This is a genomic window from Stenotrophomonas rhizophila (assembly GCF_003751305.1).
Classification (GTDB): Bacteria; Pseudomonadota; Gammaproteobacteria; order Xanthomonadales; family Xanthomonadaceae; genus Stenotrophomonas; species Stenotrophomonas rhizophila_B.
The window spans coordinates 61,996-85,540 of sequence record NZ_RJKV01000001.1; the positions used below are offsets into that span (position 1 = coordinate 61,996).

24 protein-coding genes, 1 other RNA gene and 1 riboswitch are annotated in these 23,545 nt (G+C 67.9%); of the genes, 18 read left to right on the forward strand and 7 right to left on the reverse strand.

Translation table 11 applies throughout. The features are described from left to right. The first annotated feature begins 4 nt into the window (after positions 1–4). The 8 genes from EDF74_RS00190 (at position 5) to thiL (ending at position 6,384) form a co-directional block, all read left to right on the forward strand. A complete protein-coding gene (locus EDF74_RS00190) occupies positions 5–418 on the forward strand; it encodes a hypothetical protein (protein ID WP_123728331.1) in 414 nt (137 codons plus the stop codon). A 108-nt stretch (positions 419–526) separates the two neighbouring features. Then, positions 527–1,048, forward strand: a complete 522-nt coding sequence (nrdR, locus tag EDF74_RS00195) for a transcriptional regulator NrdR (protein ID WP_019182518.1) — start codon at positions 527–529, stop codon at positions 1,046–1,048. A gap of 70 nt (positions 1,049–1,118) precedes the next feature. Next, the gene (ribD, locus tag EDF74_RS00200; RefSeq protein ID WP_123729664.1) at positions 1,119–2,201 is read left to right on the forward strand and encodes a bifunctional diaminohydroxyphosphoribosylaminopyrimidine deaminase/5-amino-6-(5-phosphoribosylamino)uracil reductase RibD; all 1,083 of its coding nucleotides are present in this window, start codon (positions 1,119–1,121) and stop codon (positions 2,199–2,201) included. 187 nt (positions 2,202–2,388) lie between these two features. Further along, positions 2,389–2,533: riboswitch (FMN riboswitch) on the forward strand. A 76-nt stretch (positions 2,534–2,609) separates the two neighbouring features. Continuing rightward, positions 2,610–3,212 carry a riboflavin synthase gene (locus EDF74_RS00205; RefSeq protein WP_123728332.1) on the forward strand — a complete coding sequence of 201 codons (603 nt, stop codon included), beginning with the start codon at positions 2,610–2,612 and terminating at the stop codon, positions 3,210–3,212. Beyond that, positions 3,209–4,324, forward strand: coding sequence for a 3,4-dihydroxy-2-butanone-4-phosphate synthase (ribB, locus tag EDF74_RS00210; protein WP_123728333.1), 1,116 nt, complete (start codon positions 3,209–3,211; stop codon positions 4,322–4,324). Before EDF74_RS00205 ends, ribB begins: the two co-directional genes overlap by 4 nt. Before the next feature lie 133 nt (positions 4,325–4,457). Then, positions 4,458–4,925: a 6,7-dimethyl-8-ribityllumazine synthase gene (ribH, locus tag EDF74_RS00215; protein ID WP_019182514.1), complete on the forward strand. Its 468-nt coding sequence runs from the start codon at positions 4,458–4,460 to the stop codon at positions 4,923–4,925. Further along, positions 4,922–5,401, forward strand: coding sequence for a transcription antitermination factor NusB (nusB, locus tag EDF74_RS00220; RefSeq protein WP_123728334.1), 480 nt, complete (start codon positions 4,922–4,924; stop codon positions 5,399–5,401). The genes ribH and nusB overlap by 4 nt, the downstream gene beginning before the upstream one ends. An 8-nt stretch (positions 5,402–5,409) precedes the next feature. Next, positions 5,410–6,384, forward strand: coding sequence for a thiamine-phosphate kinase (gene thiL / locus EDF74_RS00225; protein ID WP_123728335.1), 975 nt, complete (start codon positions 5,410–5,412; stop codon positions 6,382–6,384). Between the two features lie 6 nt (positions 6,385–6,390). Here thiL and EDF74_RS00230 read toward each other — a convergent pair whose 3' ends face one another. Genes EDF74_RS00230 through EDF74_RS00245 form a run of 4 tightly spaced genes read right to left on the reverse strand, consistent with a single transcriptional unit; the run spans position 6,391 to position 10,410 of the window. Further along, the gene (locus tag EDF74_RS00230; protein WP_123728336.1) at positions 6,391–7,776 is read right to left on the reverse strand and encodes an FAD-binding oxidoreductase; all 1,386 of its coding nucleotides are present in this window, start codon (positions 7,774–7,776) and stop codon (positions 6,391–6,393) included. A 2-nt stretch (positions 7,777–7,778) separates the two neighbouring features. Next, positions 7,779–8,315 carry a metal-dependent hydrolase gene (locus EDF74_RS00235; RefSeq protein ID WP_123728337.1) on the reverse strand — a complete coding sequence of 179 codons (537 nt, stop codon included), beginning with the start codon at positions 8,313–8,315 and terminating at the stop codon, positions 7,779–7,781. Further along, the gene (locus EDF74_RS00240; RefSeq protein ID WP_260232160.1) at positions 8,315–8,740 is read right to left on the reverse strand and encodes a YraN family protein; all 426 of its coding nucleotides are present in this window, start codon (positions 8,738–8,740) and stop codon (positions 8,315–8,317) included. Before EDF74_RS00240 ends, EDF74_RS00235 begins: the two co-directional genes overlap by 1 nt. Next, positions 8,689–10,410 (reverse strand): penicillin-binding protein activator, encoded by a 1,722-nt coding sequence (locus EDF74_RS00245; RefSeq protein ID WP_123729666.1) that lies wholly within the window; start codon positions 10,408–10,410, stop codon positions 8,689–8,691. Before EDF74_RS00245 ends, EDF74_RS00240 begins: the two co-directional genes overlap by 52 nt. Before the next feature lie 79 nt (positions 10,411–10,489). Between EDF74_RS00245 and rsmI the strand changes: the two genes are divergently transcribed. After that, positions 10,490–11,311 carry a 16S rRNA (cytidine(1402)-2'-O)-methyltransferase gene (rsmI, locus tag EDF74_RS00250; RefSeq protein ID WP_121042690.1) on the forward strand — a complete coding sequence of 274 codons (822 nt, stop codon included), beginning with the start codon at positions 10,490–10,492 and terminating at the stop codon, positions 11,309–11,311. A gap of 117 nt (positions 11,312–11,428) precedes the next feature. Here the strand turns inward: rsmI and rnpB are convergent. From rnpB to EDF74_RS00265, 3 genes are all read right to left on the reverse strand, one after another. After that, positions 11,429–11,779: RNase P RNA component class A (gene rnpB / locus EDF74_RS00255), an RNA gene on the reverse strand. A 40-nt stretch (positions 11,780–11,819) separates the two neighbouring features. Further along, positions 11,820–12,299, reverse strand: coding sequence for a DM13 domain-containing protein (locus tag EDF74_RS00260; protein WP_123728338.1), 480 nt, complete (start codon positions 12,297–12,299; stop codon positions 11,820–11,822). A 235-nt stretch (positions 12,300–12,534) separates the two neighbouring features. After that, entirely contained in the window at positions 12,535–13,311 is a 777-nt protein-coding gene (locus EDF74_RS00265) for an NRDE family protein (protein ID WP_123728339.1), read from the reverse strand. A gap of 324 nt (positions 13,312–13,635) precedes the next feature. Here EDF74_RS00265 and mraZ point away from each other — a divergent pair, with 324 nt between their 5' ends. From mraZ to murG, 9 genes are read left to right on the forward strand one after another with little or no spacing between them, the layout of a single operon-like run. Continuing rightward, positions 13,636–14,082, forward strand: a complete 447-nt coding sequence (mraZ, locus tag EDF74_RS00270; RefSeq protein WP_019182494.1) for a division/cell wall cluster transcriptional repressor MraZ — start codon at positions 13,636–13,638, stop codon at positions 14,080–14,082. Between the two features lie 14 nt (positions 14,083–14,096). Next, a complete protein-coding gene (gene rsmH / locus EDF74_RS00275; protein ID WP_123728340.1) occupies positions 14,097–15,065 on the forward strand; it encodes a 16S rRNA (cytosine(1402)-N(4))-methyltransferase RsmH in 969 nt (322 codons plus the stop codon). Next, positions 15,062–15,325, forward strand: a complete 264-nt coding sequence (ftsL, locus tag EDF74_RS00280; protein WP_123728341.1) for a cell division protein FtsL — start codon at positions 15,062–15,064, stop codon at positions 15,323–15,325. The genes rsmH and ftsL overlap by 4 nt, the downstream gene beginning before the upstream one ends. Next, positions 15,322–17,166: a peptidoglycan D,D-transpeptidase FtsI family protein gene (locus EDF74_RS00285; RefSeq protein ID WP_123728342.1), complete on the forward strand. Its 1,845-nt coding sequence runs from the start codon at positions 15,322–15,324 to the stop codon at positions 17,164–17,166. Before ftsL ends, EDF74_RS00285 begins: the two co-directional genes overlap by 4 nt. Then, positions 17,163–18,644: a UDP-N-acetylmuramoyl-L-alanyl-D-glutamate--2,6-diaminopimelate ligase gene (locus tag EDF74_RS00290; RefSeq protein WP_123728343.1), complete on the forward strand. Its 1,482-nt coding sequence runs from the start codon at positions 17,163–17,165 to the stop codon at positions 18,642–18,644. Before EDF74_RS00285 ends, EDF74_RS00290 begins: the two co-directional genes overlap by 4 nt. Beyond that, positions 18,641–20,035, forward strand: a complete 1,395-nt coding sequence (locus EDF74_RS00295) for a UDP-N-acetylmuramoyl-tripeptide--D-alanyl-D-alanine ligase (RefSeq protein WP_123728344.1) — start codon at positions 18,641–18,643, stop codon at positions 20,033–20,035. The genes EDF74_RS00290 and EDF74_RS00295 overlap by 4 nt, the downstream gene beginning before the upstream one ends. Then, on the forward strand, positions 20,025–21,110 hold the full coding sequence (gene mraY, locus EDF74_RS00300; protein ID WP_123728345.1) for a phospho-N-acetylmuramoyl-pentapeptide-transferase: 1,086 nt from the start codon (positions 20,025–20,027) through the stop codon (positions 21,108–21,110). Before EDF74_RS00295 ends, mraY begins: the two co-directional genes overlap by 11 nt. Next, positions 21,110–22,438 (forward strand): putative lipid II flippase FtsW, encoded by a 1,329-nt coding sequence (ftsW, locus tag EDF74_RS00305; RefSeq protein WP_123728346.1) that lies wholly within the window; start codon positions 21,110–21,112, stop codon positions 22,436–22,438. Before mraY ends, ftsW begins: the two co-directional genes overlap by 1 nt. Next, a complete protein-coding gene (gene murG, locus EDF74_RS00310) occupies positions 22,435–23,529 on the forward strand; it encodes an undecaprenyldiphospho-muramoylpentapeptide beta-N-acetylglucosaminyltransferase (RefSeq protein WP_123728347.1) in 1,095 nt (364 codons plus the stop codon). Before ftsW ends, murG begins: the two co-directional genes overlap by 4 nt. Positions 23,530–23,545: the final 16 nt, after the last annotated feature.

Below are 23,545 nucleotides of genomic sequence, written 5' to 3' on the forward strand. Positions count from 1 at the left end.
CGGAATGCTGCTGCACGCGGGTGTGTTTGGAGTCCCGCATGCCCTGGCGTCGTTTGTCGTGGTGGGGCTGTGCCTGCGCGACGTGCTCCATCAATACGGTGGGCCGGGCACGGCGCCAGGCTGGGCAGTGGCATGGTTCGGCACGGCAAGTCTCATCGTCCTGATCTGGCTCATCCTTGCCCGGCGCTGGTGGCAAGGCGGCGCGGGCGCACTTCGGGCGGCGTCACCGATATGGTGGGCTGGCCTGCTGGCCGCGCTCGTGGCAACCGGGATTGCCTGGGCGGGACTGGTGCGGTCGATCTTCCACATTCATCTGTCCGATGGGCCCGCGCCAGCGGCCGCCCTGCTCGTGATGGCGGGCCTCCCGCTGTTCTCCTGTGCGGCGCACCTGCTGTGGTTGCGCCGGAGGGCCGCCTAGACAGGGCTGGACTCTCCCCCCGTCCATTTGCTGTAGCCGGTCCCTCTCAGGTACCGTTGCGACGCTGCCGTGACCACGGCATGACGTTTTCCCGATGTAAGGCGTTCCATGTACTGTCCGTTCTGCCAGCATGCCGACACCCGTGTGATCGACTCGCGCGTCTCCGAAGACGGCGCGACGATCCGGCGTCGCCGCGAGTGCGAGGCCTGCAACGAGCGCTTCAGCACCCTGGAAACCATCGAACTGAAACTGCCGGCGATCGTGAAAAGCGACGGCAGCCGCGAGGCCTTCGACGCTCGCAAGGTCCGTAGCGGCTTCGATCGCGCGCTGCAGAAGCGCCCGGTGCCCGAAGACAAGATCGAACTGGCGGTGCGCGCGGTGATGCAGCAGGCGCGGATCTGCGGTGAGCGCGAAATTCCGTCGATCAAGGTCGGCGAGTTCGTGATGAACGAGCTGCGCAAGCTCGATCATGTCGGCTACGTGCGGTTTGCCTCGGTGTACCGCAGCTTCGAAGACGTTGCCGATTTCCGCGAGGAAATCGAGAAGCTGGAGCGCGAGCTGCCGTCCAGCACCGAGCAACTGCAGCTGCTCGGCGATGTGATCGCGCTGACCAAGAAAAAGAAAGGCTGAGCCTGCGCCGCATCGCGGCCACCACGGCTGAGCTACCATCGCGGCTGCCTGCCGCCAGATGCTCACCGCCATGACTGAATTCACTGCTCTCGACCATCAGCACATGGCGCATGCGCTGCGCCTGGCCGAGCGTGCCGCCTATACCGCGCGGCCCAATCCGATGGTGGGATGCGTCATCGCACGCGACGAGGTGGTGGTCGGCGAGGGCTGGCACCAGCGTACCGGTGGTGCACACGCGGAAGTCTTCGCGCTGCGCCAGGCCGGTGAACAGGCACGCGGTGCCACCGCCTACGTCACCCTGGAACCCTGCGCGCACCATGGCCGCACACCGCCGTGTGCATTGGCCCTGATCGACGCGGGCGTGAGCCGTGTGGTCGCGGCGATGCGCGATCCGTTCCCGAAGGTCGACGGCGGCGGTTTCGTACTGCTGCGCGACGCCGGCATCGAGGTCGCCGAAGGGTTGATGGCTGCGCAGGCGCGCGAGCTCAACCACGGCTTCCTCTCCCGCATCGAGCGCGGCCGGCCATGGCTGCGGGTGAAGCTCGCGGCCAGTCTGGACGGGCGCACCGCGATGGCCGATGGCAGCTCCAAATGGATCACCGGTGCAGCCGCCCGCGAGGACGTGCAGCACTGGCGTGCACGGGCGGGTGCGATTCTCACCGGCGCGGCCACCGTGCTGGCTGACGATCCGATGTTGACCGTGCGGCTGGGCGAAACCGATGTGCTGCCGCCGTTGCGGGTGGTGCTCGATGCGCGGCTGCGCTCGCTGGAATGTGCGCGGGTCCGCGAGGGCGGGGCGCCGACCTTGTACGTGCATGACGCCGCGGTCAGCCCGCCGGATGCCGCCGATGCCGAGTTCGCCAGTGTGTCCAGCCATGACGGTCGGCTGGATCTGGGCGCAGTGCTGGCCCTGCTGGCCGAGCGCGGCATCAATGAAGTGCATACCGAAGCCGGCGCCACCTTGGCCGGTGCGTTGCTGGCCGGTGGCTGGGTCGACGAACTGCTGCTGTACCAGGCGCCCACGCTGCTCGGCGAGCACGGACTGCCGCTGCTGTCCGGCCTGGGGATCCACGCGATGGACCAGCAGCGCCGGATGCGCGTGGTGGACAGGCGCCAGGTGGGTGAAGACCTCCGCCTGTTGCTGCGCCCATAAAAAACGGGCCCCTTGCGGGACCCGTTCGATCATGGCGCGGCGCGGACGCCGCAGCCCGATCAGTAAGCGGAGCATCTGCCCAACGTTCACGGGCAGCGTGCTGAGCGGCTGAGCTTAACACTTATTTAACTTAAAGCCCCCAGTCAGGGTGCGCTGTTACACTAGCCGGGCCGGTTCGCCGGTACACAAACGTCTTCAGGGCGGGGTGCGATTCCCCACCGGCGGTAGGTGCGCAAGCACGAGCCCGCGAGCGCTTCCCGGTCACCGGGAGGGTCAGCAGATCCGGTCCGATGCCGGAGCCGACGGTATAGTCCGGATGAAAGAAGACGGTGCGGCCGGGCCTTGCGCTCGGCGTGCGCCTATATGCCTTGCGGCGTTTTTCGCTCATCTTTCCGCGGAGAACGTTACTTGTTTACTGGAATCATCGAAGGCGTCGGCCGTCTGGCCGCACGCGACCCCCTTGGCGGCGATGTCCGCTTTACCTTTGACGTGGGCACCCTGCCGTTCGAGAACGTGCAGTTGGGCGAGAGCATCGCCATCAACGGGGTCTGCCTCACCGTCATCGCTTATGACGCGACGAGCTTCCAGGCCGACGCCTCCACCGAGACGCTGGGCCTGACCACGCTCGGTCAACTGACCGACGGCGCCGTCATCAATCTTGAACGCGCGATGCGCCCGACCGACCGCCTTGGCGGCCATCTGGTCAGCGGCCATGTCGATGGCCTCGGCCAGGTGCTGTCGGTACACGACGACGCCCGTGCCCAGCGCTGGCGTTTCGCCGCGCCGACGGCGCTGCTGCGCTACATCGCCAAGAAAGGCTCGATCTGCGTGGACGGGGTCAGCCTGACCGTCAACGACGTGGACGAGCAGGGCTTCGAGGTCGCCCTCATCCCGCACACCGTCGCCAACACCGCCTTCGCCGCTACTGCCGTGGGCAGTGCCGTCAATCTTGAAATCGATCTGGTCGCCCGTTACGTCGAACGTTTGTTGGGTGCAGGAGCACGCGCATGAATTTCGCCCCCATTCCCGAGATCCTCGAGGACATCCGCCTCGGCCGCATGGTCGTCATCGTCGATGACGAAGACCGTGAGAACGAAGGCGACCTGATCATGGCCGCCGAGCTGGTCAAGCCCTCGGACATCAACTTCATGGTCACCCATGGCCGCGGCCTGGTGTGCCTGCCGCTGACCCGCGAACGCGCCGCCGATCTGGGCCTGGCACCGATGGTGCAGGCCAATACCGCGCAGTTCCAGACCAACTTCACGGTCAGCATCGAGGCCGCTGAAGGCGTCACCACCGGTATCTCCGCCTATGACCGTGCGCATACCATCCGCACCGCGGTGAAGCCGGACGCCAAGCCGGCCGACCTGCACCAGCCGGGCCACATCTTCCCGCTGATCGCCCAGCCGGGCGGCGTGCTGACCCGCGCCGGGCATACCGAGGCCGGTGTCGATCTGGCCATGCTGGCGGGCCTGGAGCCGGCCGGCGTGCTGGTGGAGATCCTCAATCCGGACGGCAGCATGGCGCGCCGTCCGGAGCTGGAAGTGTTCGCCCGCGAGCACGGCCTGAAGATGGGCTCGATCGCCGACCTGATCGCCTACCGCCTGGCCACTGAAAAGACGGTCGAGCGTGTGGACGAGCGTGAGATCGAGACCGAGTTCGGCCCCTTCACGCTGGTCACCTACCGTGATCGGATCGCCCACGACCTGCACTTCGCGCTGGTCCGCGGCACCCCGGACGCCGAGCCGACCCTGGTCCGCGTGCAGGTGGAAAACCCGCTGGCCGATCTACTGCACTGGCGCCGCGATGATTTCGGCGTGGCCTCCACCGATGCCCTGCGCGCGATCGCCGCCGCCGAGCGCGGGGTGATGGTGGTGCTGTCCGCGCCGCGCGACACCAACAGCCTGCTGGCCCGCCTGCGCCAGCAGCCGGCCCCGGTCGTGCCGGGCAAGGACAAGGACGTGGGCCAGTGGCGCCGCAACGGGGCCGGGGCGCAGATTCTGTCGGACCTTGGCCTGGGCAAGCTGCGCGTACTGGGCACCCCCCGCCGCCAGATCGGCCTGGCCGGGTATGGCCTGGAAGTGGTTGAGACGGTGGAGAACACGTCCTCGCACGCGCGCTGACGTCGCGCAGCTTCTCGGTAGCCCCCTGACCCAGGGGGCTTTTGCACCGGACCCGTCCCCCAACGCGCGGCGACCCGGCTACACGCGGCCATGCGCTAGAATATTCACCTATTAAATGGACCCCACGCCGAACATGAGCCATTACGAAGGCGACCTCCGTACTCCGGAAAAGGCCCGTTTCGCCATCCTCGCCAGCCGCTGGAATGCCCGCATCACCGACGTGCTGGTGGCCGGTGCGCGGCAGAGCCTGGCCGGCAACGGGATCGACGAGTCCGCCATCGACGTGATCCGCGTGCCCGGCGCATGGGAACTGCCGCTGGTCGCCGCGCGTCTGGCGGCCGCCCATCAGCACGCCGCGATCATCACCCTGGGCTGCGTGATCCGCGGCGATACCCGGCATTACGAACATGTGGCCGACCGCTGCGCCGAAGGCCTGATGCGCGTGCAGCTGGACTTCGGCGTGCCGGTGCTCAATGGCGTGCTGGCGGTGGAACGTGTCGAGGATGCCGAAGCCCGCGCGGGTGGCAGCCACGGCAACAAGGGTGAGGAAGCCGCACTGACGGCGTTGGAAATGGTCAATCTTCTGGAGCAGCTGCCATGAACAAGTCAAACCAGGGCAAGCCCTCCGGTAAGCCCGTCCGCCGTGATGGCGTCGACCCCGTGCTGCGTTCGCGCGCGCGTCGTCGTGCCCTGCAGGCGATCTATGCGTGGCAGATCTCCGGTGGCAACGCGCAGAGCGTGATCGCCCAGTTCGCCCACGAACAGGCCCGCGAAATCGCCGATCTGGCCTACTTCGAAGCGCTGGTGCATGGCGTGCTCGACAACCGCAAGGATCTGGATGCGGCGCTGGACCCGTACCTGGATCGTGGTATCGAGGAAGTGGACGCGATCGAACGCGCCGCGCTGCGCGTGGCCGCCTATGAAATGCGCTTCCGCCTGGACGTGCCGTACCGCGTCGTGATCAACGAAGCGATCGAATCGGCCAAGCGCTTTGGCTCCGAGCATGGCCACACCTACGTCAATGGTGTGCTTGACCGGGCCGCCGTGGAGTGGCGCAAGGTCGAATCGGGTCACTGATCCGTCCCGTGTCCCTTGCCGAATTCGCTCTGATCGACCGCATCCGTGCGCGCACCACCGCGCGCGCCGACGTCGTGCTCGGCATCGGCGATGACGCCGCGCTGCTGCAGCCGCGTGCGGGCGAACAGCTGGTGATCACCGCCGATACGCTCAACAGCGGCGTGCATTTCCCGCCCGAAACCCCGGCCTACGACATCGGCTGGAAAACCCTCGCGGTCAACCTCTCCGATCTCGCGGCCATGGGCGCCCGACCGGCATGGTGCACCTTGGCGCTGTCGCTGCCCACGGCCGACCCGGACTGGATCGAAGCCTTCGCCGATGGCTTCTTCGCCCTGGCCGACGAACACGACATCGTGCTGGTGGGCGGCGACACCACGCGCGGGCCGCTGTCACTGTCGGTCACCGCGATGGGGCAGGTGGCGCCCGGCCAGGCGCTGCGTCGCGATCGTGCCCAGGTAGGGGATGACATCTGGGTCAGTGGCACCCTGGGCGATGCCGCCGGTGCACTGCGCCTGTGGCAGCAGAACCGCCTGAAAGTGGCGGTGGCCACGCTGCTCAGCGATGACGAAACGCTGCGCGAGCGCCTGCTGCGTCCGATCCCGCGGGTCACGCTCGGCCTGCGCCTGCGTGCCTACGCGCATGCGGCCGTGGATATCTCCGATGGCCTGCTGTCCGATCTGGGCCACATCGCGGCACGCAGCGGTGTGCGCGCGGAAGTGGAGGCCGATGCATTGCCGATCTCGTCGGCGCTGCGCGAGCAGCTCGGGCGCGAGGGTGCCCGCGACTGCGCGCTGCGTGGTGGCGATGACTACGAGCTGTGCTTCACCGTCGCGCCGTCGCAGCGCGAGGCGATCCATGCCTTGTCGGCGTCACTGGGTTTGCCGCTGACCCGGATCGGCCGGATCGTGGAAGGACAGGGCGTGCACTGCGCCGATGCCGACGCCGCCGACGGTGGCTACGAGCACTTCTCCGAACGTCGCTGACGCCCATCACCCCGGCGGCAGTACCTTGCCCGGGTTGAGAATCCCGTCCGGATCCAGCGCGGCCTTGATCGCGCGCATCGCCGCCAGCGTGGCCGGGGTGAACGCCTGTGCCATGAAATCGCGCTTGGCCAGGCCGATGCCGTGTTCGCCGGACAGTGTGCCGCCCAGCGCCAGAGTCAGCGCGAACACGCGCGGCAGCGCCGCATGCGCGCGTGCGTTCTCGCCGGCATCGTCCGGGTGGTAGAGGATGTTGACGTGCAGGTTGCCGTTGCCGGCATGGCCGAAAGTGACGATCGGCAGATCGAACTCCACCGATAGTGCCTGCACCCCGGCGACCAGCGCGGGAATGCGGGAGACCGGCACCACCACGTCTTCGTTGATCTTGCCCGGTGCGATGCTGCGCAGCGCCGGTGACAGCGCCTTGCGCGCGGCCCACAGGGTTTCGCGCGCGCTGCCTTCCATCGCCACATCCAGTGCGATCAGACCGTCGCCTTCGGCGGCCGCCGACAGGGCCTGCAGCAGGTAGGGCAGGGTATCGTGGTCGCCGTCAGCCTCCACCAGCAGCATCGCGCCGGCCTCGGGTACGTCAGCACCATTGCGACGCAGCAGCGCCAGGCTGCGCGCATCCATGAATTCCAGGCGCGTGGGCACCACCGGTTGCGCCATCAGCCGCGACACCGCCTGCGCGGCGGCATCCGCATCGCGGTACAGCACGCGCAGCCCCGCCTGCGTCACCGGCAGCGGGGTCAGCTTCAAGGTCGCTTCCACGATCAGCGCCAGCGTGCCTTCGCTGCCCACCAGCAGATGGGTCAGGTCGTAGCCGGTGGCGTCCTTGGTGTACGGGCCGCCGCAGGTGATCAGTTCACCGGCGCCGGTGACCGCCACCAGGCCAAGCACGTTGTCGCGGCTGGTGCCGTACTTCACCGCGCGCGGGCCGCCGGCATTGCAGGCCAGGTTGCCGCCGATGCTGCATATCTCCGCACTGGAGGGGTCCGGCGGCCAGAACAGGCCGTGCGGCATCAGCGCCTGCTGCAGGTCGCCGTTGAGCACGCCGGGTTCGACCACCGCGCAGCGGTCGCCGGGCTGGATGGCGAGGATGCGGTTCATCCGCGCGAACGAGAGCACGATGCTGCCTTCGATCGGCACGGCAGCGCCGGTGGTGCCGGTGCCTGCGCCACGCGCGACCAACGCGATGCGGTGTTCGCGGCAGGCGCGGACCAGGGCGACCACCTGCTCGCGATCGCGCGGGAAGGCGACACCGGCCGGCAGCGTGTGCCGCCACGAGTTGTCCTGCGCATGTGCCTCGAGCGCGCGGTCATCGGTGCGCCAGCCGTCCTCACCGAGCAGGGCATGCAGGGTGGCAACGAACGCCGTGGGCAGGGCAGGGGTCATCATCAGGTCCGGGAATCAACAGGGGCACGTTGGATCGCTCGCCAGCCGACCACAGCCAGCGCCAGTGGCAGCCACACCCAACGCAGTTCGGAAAGGACGGTCGCCATCCCGCGCGCGCTGAAGAACTGCGGCGCGAAGGGCGAGACGCGGATCGGGCGCCACGGGGCGAAGAAGCGTTCGCCACTCCACGGCCACCACAGCGCGACGCCAAGCCCGCCGGAGGTCAGTGCATCCAGCAGCGGGTGCGACAGCGCGCACAGGCCGACGAACGCAGCCGCCTGCACCGCCGTGGCGCGCAGGCGCCGGTGCAGCAGCGCGGCGAGCACGGCCATCAGCGCGGCGAACACCATCGAATGGCTGGCGCCCCGATGGCCGAAGCTGTCGGCGTAGGGAATGTGCAACGCGAAGGCGAGCACGTCCGCATCCGGCAGCATGGCCGCGACCACACCGGCGGCCAGCAATGGCGTGGAGATGCGGCCGCGATCCGCGGCGCACCACAACGCCAGCGGAATGGCCGCGTGGGTGAAGATGGAGGGCATCAGCAGTCTTCGAGCCGGAACGCGTCGCGCAGCCAGTTCAGCTGCGGGGGCTCGCCGGCGGCTTCGACGACATCGAAGCGGCACGGCTGCTCGGCCAGCCAGGGATGCGACTGCAGGAACAGCTGCGCGGCGATCACCAGCTTGCGTCGCTTGCGCCGGTCCACCGAGGCCGCGCCGCCGCCGAAGCGGGCGTCCGCGCGGTAGCGGACTTCCACGAACACGACGACATCACCGTCGCGCATGATCAGGTCGATCTCACCGCGGCGATAACGCGCATTGGTGGTGACCGGGCGCAGCCCGGCTTCACGGAGATGGTGCTGCGCGGCCGCTTCCACCGCCGCACCGCGTACCGCGCGCCCGGTGGGCACGTGGCTCAGTTGCTGCTGGCGATCGGCATCGGCCGCCCGCCGCTGAAGGTCGACCATGCCGGCACCCGCAGTACGTTGCCGTTGCTGTCCAGGAACAGTGTGCCGGTGGCGCCGGCCAGGCCGCCTTCGGTCGCGACCTTGTCCAGGTAGGCGCTGATCTTCCACGCATCGAAACCGAACGCGAACAGGCGACCGGAGGCGCCACGCGCCGAGGGCAGGATCTGCCCGGCGGTGGAGGCGGCCGGCAGGCCGGGCACGCCGCGCACGTTCCAGGCTTCGTTCGGATAGACGATGCCGTCCAGCGCCATGTCTTCTTCCGGCTTGCCGGTACCGACGGTCAGCTGCGAGGTGCCGACGCGGCTGGCGCCACCGGCACCGGCCAGCGCCAGCTGCGGGGTCAGTGCACGCGCCTGCGGCGCCTTCACTGCCAGCAGCACACCGTCGATGGCGCCGGCCGCACGCACCTGCGCGCCAATGTCGCCTACCGTGTCGCTCACCCCGATCGTCGCCAGCACCTGGCCACCGCGCTGCGCGAAGCGCTCGCGGAAGGCGGCGGCAGCGCGGCGACCGTTGTCGTCGTTGCTGTGGATCACCAGCACCTTGCTGCGCTCGCGGCCGCGCAGGTACTCGGCGGCGATGATGCCGTCGTCTTCCGGAGCCAGCGAGAAACCGGCGCTGCCGGCCGGCGGGGTGTCCTTGCCGCGGTTCAGGGCCAGCATCGGCACCGGAAGTTCGCGGCGGCCGAACACGGCGTCTACTTCATCGCGGCCGAGCGGACCGACGATGAAATCGGCACCGGCGGTCACCGCCTTGTCGTAGGCGGCCACGGCACCGGCCGCGGTGCCGGCGGTATCGATGAACTGGATGTCCGGCCGGCGGCGGGTTTCACCGTAGTAACCGCTGAGCAGGCCATCGCGGACCGGCTGCGCGGCGGTGGCCAGACGGCCACTGAGCGGCAGCAGCACGGCCATTTTCACGGGCGGGCGGTAGCCATCGCTCATCGCCGGCGGGCGCTTGCTGGTATCGAACTGCGAGGCGCCTTCGCGATCGAATGGACGCGGCAGCGGTAGGCCGCGGGCGATCAGCGCACGGCCGGCGAAGTTGTACAGCGGCTCATTGGCCGGCAACGCCGCCGCGCGGGCGCGCAGGGTGGCATCGTCCAGCGTGCCGAGCAGGCCGGCGATGGCCTGCTGGTTGTCGCTGCGCGCCTTGCCGGTCAGCGCGGCGTGCGCACGGGCGCGTTCGAGCGCGGCACCGAGGTTGTCGCCGGTGGCCTGCAATGCGTTGGCGCGGGCCAGGTGCCAGCGGGTGCGCAGCGAGGGGGTGACCGCGTCACCCGAGTCTTTCAGCGCAGCCAGCGCCTGCGCCGGCTGCTTGTCGGCCAGCGCGAGTTCGGCCGTGGTCAGCTGGTAGCGCTGCAGGCTGGCGCCGCTGAGCTGGCGCGCGGTGACCTGGGCCAGCAGCGTGCGGGCGCGGGTCGCATCGCCGGCTTCATGCCAGGCAAAGGCGGCATCGGCCAGCGCTGCGCTGCGGGCACCGCCGCGCAGGGTGTTGGCCAGCGCTTCCAGCTGGAGGGCCGCATCGCGCGGCTTGCCCTGCTCGATCAGCGCCAGAGCCTGGCTCTGGGCCGGCGAATCCGGCGCACTGGTGAAACTGGTCGTGGCGCAGCCGGCAAGCAGCATCAGCGACAACGAAAGGGCGGAGATCCGTACGACGGGCTTGTTCATGATCAGGTCCATTCGATGGGGGCAGCGGCCGTGGCCGGGGAACGGTACGATTCTACCCTTGACCACGGAAGAGCCGCTGATGAGTGCTGTCCCCACGCTGTATGTCGTTGCCACCCCGATCGGCAACCTCGCCGATCTGACCCCGCGCGCGCAGGACGTGCTGCGTTCGGTGGCCGCGATCTGCGCCGAGGACACCCGCCGCAGCGGCCAGCTGCTGGCCCACTTCGGCATCCAGCAGCCGCTGGTGGCGCTGCATGACCACAATGAAGAAGCGTTGTCGCAGCGGATCGTGGCGCGCCTGTTGGCGGGTGAGTCGCTGGCGCTGGTCAGTGATGCCGGTACCCCGCTGGTCAGCGATCCGGGCTACCGCCTGGTCCGCGCCGCGCGCGAAGCCGGGATCAAGGTCAGCCCGATTCCCGGCGCCTGTGCCGCGATCGCCGCGCTCAGCGTGGCCGGCCTGCCCAGCGATCGCTTCACCTTCGAAGGCTTCCTGCCGGCCAAGGCCTCCGGCCGCCGCGAGCGCCTCCATGCGCTCGCCGGTGAAACCCGCACGCTGGTGTTCTACGAATCCTCGCACCGGATCACCGAATCGCTGGCGGACATGGTCGCCGCGTTCGGGCCCGAGCGGCCCGCGGTGCTGGCGCGTGAGCTGACCAAGCTGTTTGAGACCGTGCTGGATGGTGATCTGGCCTCGCTGCTGCAGCAGGTCGAGGCGGACGACAACCAGCGCAAGGGCGAGTTCGTGGTGATGGTGCAGGGCGCGGCCGACGATGAGGAGGCTCAGCTGGTCCAGGGCCGGCGCCTGTACGCCAAGCTGAGCGAGCACCTGCCGCCCTCGACCGCGGCCAAGCTGGCGGCCGAAATCACCGGTGCCCCGCGCAAGGCGTTGTACGGCGGGTAACCGATTCGCGGTGTCCGGCTTTCAGGTGTAGAGCCACCCCATGGGTGGCTGCACGCAGTGCCAGAACGTAAGGCAGCCACCCATGGGGTGGCTCTACCTTCGTCATGACGAAAAAAGCGGCGGAGCCGGCCGATAAGCCGGGTTTTGTCGTGGACAGTCATTCTTCTAGGCGCTGCGTCACCGCAGCGCTCAAGCAACCTACCCGGACCCGACGCGGGCCACGCCATTAGGTCCCTATTTGGTCTTGCTCCAGGTGGGGTTTGCCGTGCCGGTCTGTTGCCAGACTCGCGGTGCGCTCTTACCGCACCATTTCACCCTTACCGGCTTCCCGAAGGAAACGTAGGCGGTATCTTTCTGTTGCACTTTCCGTCGGCTCGCGCCGCCCAGGCGTTACCTGGCACCTTGCCCTGTGGAGCCCGGACTTTCCTCGGCATCCGCAAGGGATGACGCGACTGCCTGGCCGACTCCGCCGCACGTATTGTCCCACATTCACTCGCGGGGCGGGCGATCAACCCGGGGTGCGGTACTGCCCTGCCGAGATGAACTGCGCGAAGCGTTCGCACCACACCACGACGGTGGTGAATTCCTCCACGTCCACGCCCGTCGGCACATCGACCACGAAGCGGTTGAAGGTCTTCACCTCGCCGATGCGCACGGCATCGGCCTTGATCCGTTCGAACCCGGCCTTGGTGTCGACGAACTCACGGGTCAGGTACACCTTGTAATCAGGACCGGGGGCGATCTTGCCGGTGAACGCGACCGCGGTGCTGCTTATGCTCAGCGTCCCGTCGGCCCAGTGCAGCGCATCGCTGCCCTTCTGGTCACGGTGCAAGGTGGCGTGGTATCGCGCTTGCTCCATCGCGGCCTGCACCTTCTGCACAGGCGGATCGTCAGGCGCGGTCAGGATGGGCAGGAAGTACACCCCCAGCCCGAATCCCACGCCAAGCGTGAGCAGATGGGTAGTCAATAGAAGGATGAGGCGTCGCATGCAGGGCTCCGGTCCAGGAAGAACGCGGCGAAGGTGCCGCCGGGCCATCCTCTCTGCGGGGTGCAGGGGGTCAAGCGCTGCATCATGTCGCATCGGGACGGCGCCGCAGTTCGCCCCGCCCGAGCACGCCGTATTGCCCGAAAGCCCTTGTGGCACAACACGTTAGACTTCGGTGAACACCTTTACCTGCGGCTGAACTACCCCGCCGCGCCTGCGTGGGAGCGAGCTGGTTGCGTCATGTTGCCGCCGACGGCGGTGCAACCGGCAGTCGGGTCTCACCGGTGCAGTGGCCCTCCGCATCGAACCGCCGCTCGGTGATGAAGCCGTGGCCGGTGGCGTCCAGCGCGATGATCGTGCTGGCGCGGGTGCCGTACTCGGGGCTGCGGATGAAGGCGGATGACAGCCACCGCTCGCGCTCCAGGCCGATGCCGGTCTCCGGCAGCGCGCTGTCGTCGGCGCGGGTCTCGTCGCGCAGGGCGTCCCATAGCGGAGCCAGGTCGTCATTGCCGAGGTCCACCCATGTGCGCAGGGCGGCGTTCAATGCCACGGTTTTCGGCCAGGGCGCGTCCAGTGGGCCGTTGGACATGCCATGGATGCCCGGCGCCAGTGACTGGCGGTGCAGGGGGTGGTTGCCCAGGAACTGGCAGCTATCGCGATCGGCCAGCAATAGATTGAAGGGGGCGAATTCGACTGCCCGCCGCGCGAGCTCGTCCGCGAACAGTGCGGCCGGCGCGGCATCACGCAGATAGTCGGCCACCAGCGCGCCGCGGGAGGGGCCGGTCTGCCGGGCGAGCGGATCGCGGACATTGGTCACCACCGCCATCCGCCCCTCCAGTCCGATCCCCGCCCAGGTTCCGCCCGAGCGCAGGTCGCGGCCCGCACACACTCGGTCATCCGGTGCCGGCCATCGGCCCAGGGTGTCGGTCGGCCGCGCGTGGAACTCATCGCGGTTACCGGCCATCACCAACTGCCAGCGGGGGTGGGTTTTCCAGGCAAGGGCAAGCAGACACATGCCTCACATTGTGCCGGTTCTGCGCAGGGCGGAGGCGACGCCGGCCGGGTCAGGACTGAATACGGGGCGATGTTTCACGCGGCCTCCACAGGCCTGAACTTCGGCGAAATCTCAAAAAATGAGACGAAACAGCAACTTGTGGATAAGCCTTGAACAAGTCTCTAAAGATTGCTGCAAGCCCTTGATGTTCAAAGTGATTTCCCGTTCGCAAAGTTGTTGACAACCCAATCGGCACTGCTAAGGTGGGCATCAGAGGGGAAACCGGGTTTTTTGTGGTTTTTCGTGGTTCAATGTTTCACCAGGCGAAGGAAAGGTGAAAACGTCGTGTTTCAAGGCGAGACGGCCATCACTGTTGACGACAAAGGGCGCATGGCGGTTCCGACCGCGCATCGCGACCTTGTCGCGCGTGTGAGCAACAACCGTCTGGTCCTGACCTACAACCCGTTCGAGTCCGGCTGTCTGTGGCTGTACGCCGAGCAGGAATGGGAACGCGTCCGTGATGACGTCATGTCCAAGCCCAACACACAGCGCGTCGTGCGCCTCCTGCAACAGAAGCTGGTCGGTTCGGCCGCGCATCTGGAGCTGGACGGCAACGGCCGCATCAGTATTCCCGCCAGCCACCGTGGTGCCGTTGGCATTGAAAAGAAGGCGGTGCTGCTCGGTATGGGCGACAAATTCGAATTGTGGAGCGAGCAGGCTCATCGCGCGTTGATCCAGCAGACGTTGTCTGACGAGGATCTCGGCGATGGGTTGCTCGACCTGAAGTTGTGAGCCGGGGTGCCCGGATGCGCGGAGCAGCGCAGACCGGTCACCTTCCGGTGTCGCAGTCGCCGGCAGGCCACCTGCCGGTCCTGTACACGCAGGTCCTGGATGGCCTGAAGGTGATCGAAAACGGCGTGTATCTCGATGGCACGTTTGGTCGTGGCGGTCACGCCCGCGGCGTGCTCGAGCAACTCGGTCCTGGAGGCCGGCTGCTGGTCATGGACAAGGATCCGGAGGCGATTGCGGTAGCCGAGCGTGATTTCGCGCCGGACCCGCGCGTCTCGATCTTCCGTGGCAGCTTCGCCGATCTGCTGCACTGGGAAGCCACCGCCGAGGGCCTGGATGGCGTGCTGTTCGACCTGGGCGTGTCCTCGCCCCAGCTGGATGTCGCCGAGCGCGGTTTCAGCTTCGGCAAGGACGGTCCGCTGGACATGCGCATGGATCCGGACAGCGGTGAAAGTGCGGCGCAGTGGCTCAACCGCGTTGAAGAGCGCGAGCTGATGGACGTGCTGTGGACCTATGGCGAAGAGCGCCAGGGCCGCCGCATCGCCAAGGCCATCGTCGCCCGCCGCAACAAGCAGCCCTTCACCCGCACCGCCGAACTTGCAGAGTTGATCGCCTCGGTGATGCCGCGTGGCAAGGACAAGATCCACCCGGCCACGCGCAGCTTCCAGGCGATCCGCATCCATATCAACCGTGAACTGGCCGATCTCGAAGCCGGCCTGGACGCGGCACTGGCACGCCTCAAGCCCGGTGGCCGGTTGGCGGTGATCAGCTTCCATTCGCTGGAAGACCGCATCGTCAAACAGTTCATGAACCGCTACGCCAAGGCACCGCCGAGCAACCGCCGGCTGCCCGAGCTGGCCGCGTTCGTGCCGACACTGGACCTGCACGGTGGTGCCATCAAGGCCGACGACGACGAGCTGGCGGTCAATCCGCGCTCGCGCAGCGCGGTGCTGCGTGTCGCCGAAAAACGTGAGGTGGCTGGATGAGCCGCCTGCTGTTGATCGTGCTGCTGGCCTGCACCATCGCTTCTGCGATCGGGGTGGTGTTCATGCGCCATCGCCACCGCCAGACCTTCGTGGAGCTGTCCCGGGTCGAGCGTGCGCGCGATGAGATCAACATCGAGTTCGGTCGCCTGCAGCTTGAGCAGGCCACCCTGGCCGAGGCGACCCGGGTCGACCGCGTCGCCCGCGAGCGCCTGGGCATGAAGTTCCCCGAAGCGGCCGATGTCGTGGTGATCCGGCCATGAACAAGTCCGGTCGCAACCGTGCGCGCAACAGCTTCAACCTCCGCCAGCGCCTGAAGTGGGTGGGGCTGGCGCTCGGCCTGTGCTCGGTCTCGCTGGTCGGCCGTGCCGCCTACGTGCAGATCATCAACAGCGAGTTCTACCAGCGCCAGGGCGAAGCCCGTTACCTGCGCGAACTGCCGATCAACACCTCGCGCGGCATGATCACCGACCGCAATGGCGAGCCGGTGGCGGTGTCCACTCCGGTCGCCTCGATCTGGGTCAACCCGCAGGAACTGCTGCGTTCGCCTGACCGTATCCCTGAGCTGGCGACCGCGCTGGGCATGCCGCTGGATGAGCTGACCTCCAAGCTCTCGCAGAAGGCCGATAAAGAATTCATGTATCTGCGCCGCCGGATCAATCCGGACGACGCGGAAAAAGTGGTCGCGATGAAGATCCCGGGCGTGGCCTCGCAGCGCGAGTTCCGCCGCTTCTACCCGCAGGGTGAGGCGATGGCGCACGTGCTCGGCTTCACCAACATCGACGACCGCGGCCAGGAAGGGCTGGAGCTGGCCTTCGATGAATGGCTGCGCGGCAAGGCTGGCGCCAAGCGCGTGATCCGCAACCGCAAGGGCGATACGGTGGAGAGCGATCTGCTGCGCGCCGCCGAGCCGGGCAAGGACCTCACCCTCAGCATCGATCGCCGCATCCAGTTCCTGGCGTTCAAGGAGCTGCGCAACGCGCTGATCGAGAACAAGGCTGCGGGCGGCTCGATGGTGATCATGGATGTGGCCACCGGCGAGATCCTGGCCATGGTCAACCTGCCCACCTACAACCCCAATGCCGTGGGTGGTGCTGCGCCGGATACCCGCCGCAACCGCGCGGTGACCGATCTGGTCGAGCCCGGCTCGACCATGAAGCCGTTGACGATCGCCTCGGCGCTGCAATCCGGCGTGGTCACCAAAGACACCACGGTGGACACCAACCCGGGCTACATGGCGCTGGGCCGTTACACGATCAAGGACGTGCCGCGGAACAATGGCGTGCTCACCGTCACCGGCGTGATCACCCGCAGCTCGAACATCGGCGCGGCCAAGATCGCCGCCAAGATGCCGGACCAGGTCTTCTACGACCACATTCACAGCTTCGGTTATGGCGTCGCCCCGCACAGCGGCTTCCCGGGCGAATCGGCCGGCGTGCTGCCGCGCCCGGCGCGCTGGAGTGGTCCGTCCAAGACCACCATGTCCTATGGCTACGGCCTGAATGTCAGCCCGCTGCAGATCGCGACCGCCTACTCGGCGCTGGGCAACGGCGGCAAGCTGATCGCGCCGACCTTCGTCAAAGGCCAGCGCAACGAAGGCAAGCAGATCATCGACGAGAACATCGCCAAGGAAGTCGTGGCGATGATGGAAACCGTGGTCACCCAGGGCGGCGCCAAGCAGGCGGCGGTGCTGGGTTACCACGTGGCCGGCAAGACCGGCACCGCCCGCAAGGCCGGCCCCGGCGGTTACGAGCGTGGCCATTACAACGCGCTGTTCGCCGGCGTGGTGCCGGCCACCAACCCGCGTTTCGCCACGGTCATCGTCATCAACGACCCGCAGGGCGGCAAGTACTACGGCGGTCTGGTCTCCGCACCGGTGTTCCACAACGTCATGGAAGGCGCGCTGCGCCTGATGGATGTGCCGCCGGATGACATCGAGTCGTGGCTGGCCGCCCAGCAGTCCGGAAAGCTGGGGCATACCGCCTCGTCGTTGCCGACGCCGCCGCCGGAAACGGTGATCGCGCCCGATGCCGCCGCAGAATTCGATGCCGCGCTGCCCAGCGCGCACGCCACAGTGCCGCCCGCGCAGGGAGGCACGCAATGAGCCAGATGATGTTGCTGTCGCAGTTGCTTCCCGATGTGGCGCTGAGCCACAACCCGACCATCACCGGCCTGGTGCTGGACAGCCGCGCGGTGCGCCCGGGCAATGCCTTCGTGGCGATCGCCGGCTTCGGCGCGCATGGACTGGGCTTTGTCGATCAGGCCCGCGCCAATGGCGCCGGGGCGATCCTGTTCGACCCGCCGGCCCCGGCCGAGCTGCCGGCCCCGGCCGATGCGATTGCGGTGCCGGGCCTGCGCCACCGCATGGGCGCGATGGCCGATCAGTTCCACGGCCACCCCTCGCGCGCGATGACGATGGTCGGCGTGACCGGCACCAACGGAAAAACCTCCACCGTGCAGCTGCTGGCCCAGGCCTGGCACCTGCTCGGCACCCGCAGTGGAAGTATCGGCACGTTGGGCGTCGGACTTTATGGCGACGTGGTGCCGACCGGCTTCACCACGCCGCTGGTGCTGCAGATGCATGAGGTGCTGGCGCAGCTGCGCGACGGGGGTGCCCAGGCCGTGGCGATGGAAGTCAGCTCGCACGCGCTCGATCAGGGGCGCGTGGATGCCGTCCACTATGACGTGGCGGTGTTCACCAACCTCACCCGCGACCATCTCGACTATCACGGCGACATGGCGCAGTACGGTGCGGCCAAGGCCAAGCTGTTCCACCGTGACGGGCTCAAGGCCGCTGTGGTCAACCTCGATGACAGCTTCGGCAGCGAACTGCTGCGCACTGTCGGCGAGACCGTCCGCCCGATCGGCGTGAGCTCGCGCGGTGCCGCACAGGCCACCCTGCGCGCTGATTCACTCACCCTGGACGGTCGCGGCATCGCCTTCGATCTGGTCGTGGACGGTCAGCGCCATCCGGTGCAGTCGCCGCTGCTGGGCCGCTTCAACGTGGACAACCTGCTGGCCGTGGCCGGCGCGCTGTATGCGCTGGATCACGCCCCGGCCGCGATCGCCGCGCTGCTCTCGCAGCTGCAGCCGATCGCCGGGCGCATGAACCGCCTGGGCGGCGAGGGTGGCCTGCCCACCGTCGTGGTCGATTACGCGCACACCCCGGATGCGCTGGAACAGGCACTGACCAGTGTGCAGGGCCATCTGGCCGGGCGCCTGATCTGCGTGTTCGGTTGCGGCGGCGAGCGCGATACCGGCAAGCGTCCGCAGATGGCCGCCATCGCAGAACGCCATGCCGACGTGGTGATCGTCACCGACGACAATCCGCGCGGCGAAAACGGCGACGTGATCGTGGCCGACATCCTGAAGGGATTTGATGCGCCCGCTGCCGTCACCGTGCAGCGTGATCGCGCCGCCGCGATCGCCACCGCGATCGGCCTGGCCGGCGCGGGCGATATCGTGCTGATCGCCGGCAAGGGCCACGAGCCCTATCAGGAGATTCACGGGGTCAAGCACGCCTTCGATGACACCGAGGTGGCTGGCCGTGTGCTGGCCGCGCACGCGGGGGTGAACGCATGAAGCGCACCCCGCTGTCGCTGATCGCCCACTGGGCCGGTGGCGAGATCCATGGCGAAGATACCGCCATCGATGCCATCAGCAATGACACCCGCACGCTCGCGCCGGGCAGCCTGTATGTGGCGCTGCGTGGCGAGCGTTTCGATGGCCATGACTTCGCGGCCGACGCGCTGGCGCGCGGTGCCTCGGCGATGCTGGTCGAGCGACTGCTGGATGTCGCCCTGCCGCAGATCGTGGTCGCCGACAGCGAACACGCCCTCGGTCGCATCGCCGCCGGCATGCAGCGTGACCGTGACACTGCGGTCTTCGCGATCACCGGCAGCAACGGCAAGACCAGCGTCAAGAGCCTGCTGCTGGCGATCCTGGAACAAGTGGCACGTGACGACCGCAAGGTGGTCTACGCCAACCCCGGCAACCGCAACAACGAGATCGGCCTGCCGCTGGCGGTGCTCGATGCCCCGGAAGATGCTGACTACGCCGTCTACGAGATGGGCGCCGGCAAGCCGGGCGATATCGCCTACCTCACCGAGATCGTGCGCCCGCACTACGCGCTGGTGAACAACATCGCCCCGGCGCATCTGGAACGCATGGGCAGTCTGCAGGGCGTGGCCACCACCAAGGGCGCGATCTACGCGGCGCTGCCTTCCGATGGCGTGGCCGTGATCAATGCCGATGACGCCTTCGGGATCTGGTTCGAACAGCACATCGTCGGCCAGCCGCCGCGCTGCCGTGTGCTGCGTTACGGCCTGGACCACAGCGCCGATGTCACCGCGCGCACGATCCGCACGGCCGCGCAGGGCAGCCAGTTCGTGCTGTCCACGCCCGCGGGCGATGCCGAGATCACGCTGGGCCTGCCGGGCCGGCACAACATCAGCAACGCGCTGGCCGCTGCCTCGCTGGCGCTGGCAGCGGGCATTGCGGTGGCGCAGATCGCCGCCGGCCTGGCCCGCGCCGAGCCGGTGCCGGGCCGCCAGATCGCGCACCAGCTGCCCAGCGGCGCGGTGCTGATCGATGACAGTTACAACGCCAACCCCGGTTCGCTGGCCGCCGCCATCGATGCCCTCGCTGCCTCAAGGGACGAGGGCTGGCTGGTGCTGGGCGACATGCGCGAACTCGGCCCGGACGGCGAGGCGCTGCATGCCCAGGCAGGCCGCCGCGCCCGCGACGCCGGCCTGAAGCGGCTGTACACGCTCGGCCCGCTGAGCGCCGCCGCCTCGACCGCCTTCGGTGAAGGCGGCCAGCAGTTCCAGAGTCACCAGGCCCTGTCCGCCGCGCTCGCCACTGAACTGCATGCCGGCGTGCGCTGCCTGGTCAAGGGCTCGCGTGGCAGCGCCATGGACACGATCGTCAAAGCGCTGCTCGCGCAAGGAGAGGAAACCCCCAATGTTGCTTGAACTGGCCCGATGGCTGCAGCAGTTGGAGAGCCTGTTCGGGCTGTTCGGCTACCTGACCCTGCGCGGCATCCTCGCGGCGCTGACCGCCCTGTTCCTGTCGCTGTGGCTCGGCCCGGCGATGATCCGCAAGCTGGCCCAGTTCAAGGGCGGGCAGCCGATCCGTACCGATGGTCCGCAGACCCATTTCGCCAAGGCCGGCACGCCGACCATGGGCGGCTCGCTGATCCTGCTGACGATCACGCTGTCGGTGCTGCTGTGGGCCGACCTGCGCAACCGTTACGTCTGGCTGGTGCTGGCCGTGATGCTGTGCTTCGGCGCGATCGGCTGGTACGACGACTGGATCAAGATCGTCCGTCGCGACCCGAACGGCCTGAAGTCGCGCTGGAAGTACCTGCTGCAGTCGATCTTTGGTCTGGCGGCCGGTCTGTTCCTGTTCTACACCGCCGATGTCCCGGCGGCGATGACGTTCTACATCCCGATGTTCAAGTCGATCGCGCTGCCGCTGGCCGGGGTCAGCTTCGTGGCCATCGCATATTTCTGGATCGTCGGCTTCTCCAACGCGGTCAACCTGACCGACGGCCTGGACGGGCTGGCGATCATGCCGACCGTGCTGGTCGCCTGCGCGCTGGGCGTGTTCGCCTATGCCTCGGGCAACGTGGTGTTCTCCAGCTACCTGCAGATCCCGCAGATCCCGGGCGCCGGTGAGCTGGTCATCATCTGCGCGGCGATCGCCGGTGCAGGCCTGGGCTTCCTCTGGTTCAACACCTATCCGGCCATGGTCTTCATGGGCGACATCGGCGCGCTGGCGCTGGGTGCGGTGCTGGGCACGATCGCAGTGATCACCCGCCAGGAACTGGTGCTGGTGGTGATGGGCGGCGTGTTCGTGATCGAGACGCTGTCGGTGATGATCCAGGTCGCTTCGTTCAAGCTGACCGGCAAGCGCGTGTTCCGCATGGCGCCGATCCACCACCACTTCGAACTGAAGGGCTGGCCGGAGCCGCGCGTGATCGTGCGCTTCTGGATCATCTCGGTGGTGCTGGTCCTGATCGGCCTGGCCACGTTGAAGGTCCGCTGATGAACGACCTGTCGCGCCAAGCCACCCGCCTGGAAGCCATCGGAGGCCACTTCGACAAGTGGCTGCTGGGCGCGATCATCACGCTCACCGGGCTGGGCGTGGTGATGGTCGCGTCGAGCTCGATCGCGCTGATGAGCAGCCCGTTCTATTACCTCAACCGCCACCTGATCTTCCTGGCGGTGGGTATCGGCCTGGCGATCATTGCCATGCGCACCGAGCTCAAGAGCATCGAGCAGTACAACCAGATCCTGCTGCTGGGCTGCTTCGCCCTGCTGGTGGTGGTGTTCATCCCGGGCCTGGGCAGCAGCGTCAACGGTGCCCGCCGCTGGATCAACCTGGGCATCTCCAAGTTCCAGACCGTCGAAGCGGTCAAGGTGCTCTACATCGTGTGGCTGTCCAGCTATCTGGTCCGCTTCCGCGATGAGGTCAACGCCACCTGGCCGGCGATGCTCAAGCCGCTCGGCGTGGCCGGCGCGCTGGTGGTGCTGCTGCTGCTGCAGCCGGACTTCGGCTCGTCCACCCTGCTGCTGGCGATCACCGCCGGCATGCTGGTGCTGGGTGGGGTCAACCTGCCACGCATGTCGATGCCGATCGTGTTCGGCATGATCGGCATGACCGCGCTGGCGATCTTCGAGCCGTACCGCATGCGCCGCATCACCTCCTTCCTGGACCCGTGGGCTGATCAGCAGGGCGATGGCTACCAGCTGTCCAACGCACTGATGGCCGTGGGCCGCGGCGAGTGGACCGGCGTGGGCCTGGGCAACTCGGTGCAGAAGCTCTATTACCTGCCCGAAGCGCATACCGATTTCATCTTCTCGGTCACCGCCGAGGAACTGGGCTTCCTCGGTACCTGCCTGATCATTTCGCTGTATGCGCTGCTGGTCGGCCGCACCTTCTGGCTGGGCATGCGCTGCGTGGAAATGAAGCGCCACTTCTCCGGCTACATCGCCTTCGGCATCGGCCTGTGGATCAGCATGCAGAGCTTCGTCTCGATCGGGGTCAACCTCGGCATCCTGCCGACCAAGGGCCTGACCCTGCCGCTGATTTCCTCGGGCGGCTCGAGCGTGCTGATGACCTGCGTGGCGATGGGCCTGCTGCTGCGCGTCTCCTATGAACTGGACCGCGCCGAACGCCGCCAGGCCGTGCGCATGGGCGCCGACCAGGATGGCCCGCTGCCGGGCGACGTGCCCAAGGCCGCCAGCGCCAGCGCGGTCGCCGCGGCGATGCAGGACAGCGGCAACCGCGATACCGCACCGCGCGACAGCTCCACCCGTGGCACCAGCCGCATGCAGCAGCGCATCGAACCGACGCTGGGGAGGATGGGATGAGCACGCCTCGCCTCGATCCGTCCCAGCGCCCGGTCATGATCATGGCCGGCGGTACCGGTGGGCACATCTTCCCCGGCCTGGCCGTGGCCAAGGTGCTGCGCGCACGCGGTGTGCCGGTCACCTGGCTCGGTGCCGATGGCGCGATGGAAACACGCCTGGTGCCGCAGCACGACATCCACATCGACACGCTGGCCATCGGTGGCCTGCGCGGCAAGGGCAAGCTGGCCCTGATCGGCGCGCCGCTGCGCCTGCTGCGCGCAATCCGCGCGGCCGGTTTCCTGATCCGCGATCGCCAGCCGCGGGCGGTGATCGCCTTCGGCGGCTTCGCCTCCGGCCCCGGTGGTATCGCCGCGCGCCTGCATGGCCTGCCGCTGCTGGTGCACGAACAGAACCGTGCACCTGGCATGACCAACCGCGTGCTGTCGCGCTTCGCGCGCCGCGTGCTGACCGGTTTCCCGGGCAGCTTCGCCCAGCGTGAGGAGGCGGTCGGCAACCCGGTGCGTGCCGAGATCGCCGCGATCACGCAGCCCGAGCTGCGCCTGGCCAACCGGCAGGGGCCGCTGCGTCTGCTGGTACTCGGCGGCAGCCAGGGCGCGCGCGCGCTCAACAACGCGGTGCCCAAGGCACTGGCCGCGCTGGGCACGGGGATGCCGGTGCAGGTGCGCCACCAGAGCGGCGAGAAGCTGCATGCCGAAGCCCTGCAGGCGTATGCCGATGCCGGTGTGCAGGCAAGCGTGGAACCGTTCATTGCCGATATGGCCGAGGCGTTCGCCTGGGCCGATCTGGTGGTGTGCCGCTCCGGTGCCTCCACCCTGGCCGAGCTGTGCGCGGTCGGCGTGGGCAGCGTGCTGGTGCCGTTTGCCGCGGCCGTCGACGATCACCAGACCCGCAATGCGGAGTATCTGGTCGAGCGCGGCGCCGCGGTGTTGCTGAAGCAGGACGAAACGCTGGCGACACAGCTGGAAGGCGTGTTGCGCGAATTGTCCGAAAATTCTGGCCGACGCATGCAGATGGCTCATGCCGCGCGTGCCCTGGCCAAGGTCGATGCCGCTGAGCGCATCGCCGACATCATTCTCGAGGAATCCAAATGAACACCGCTACGCGCGC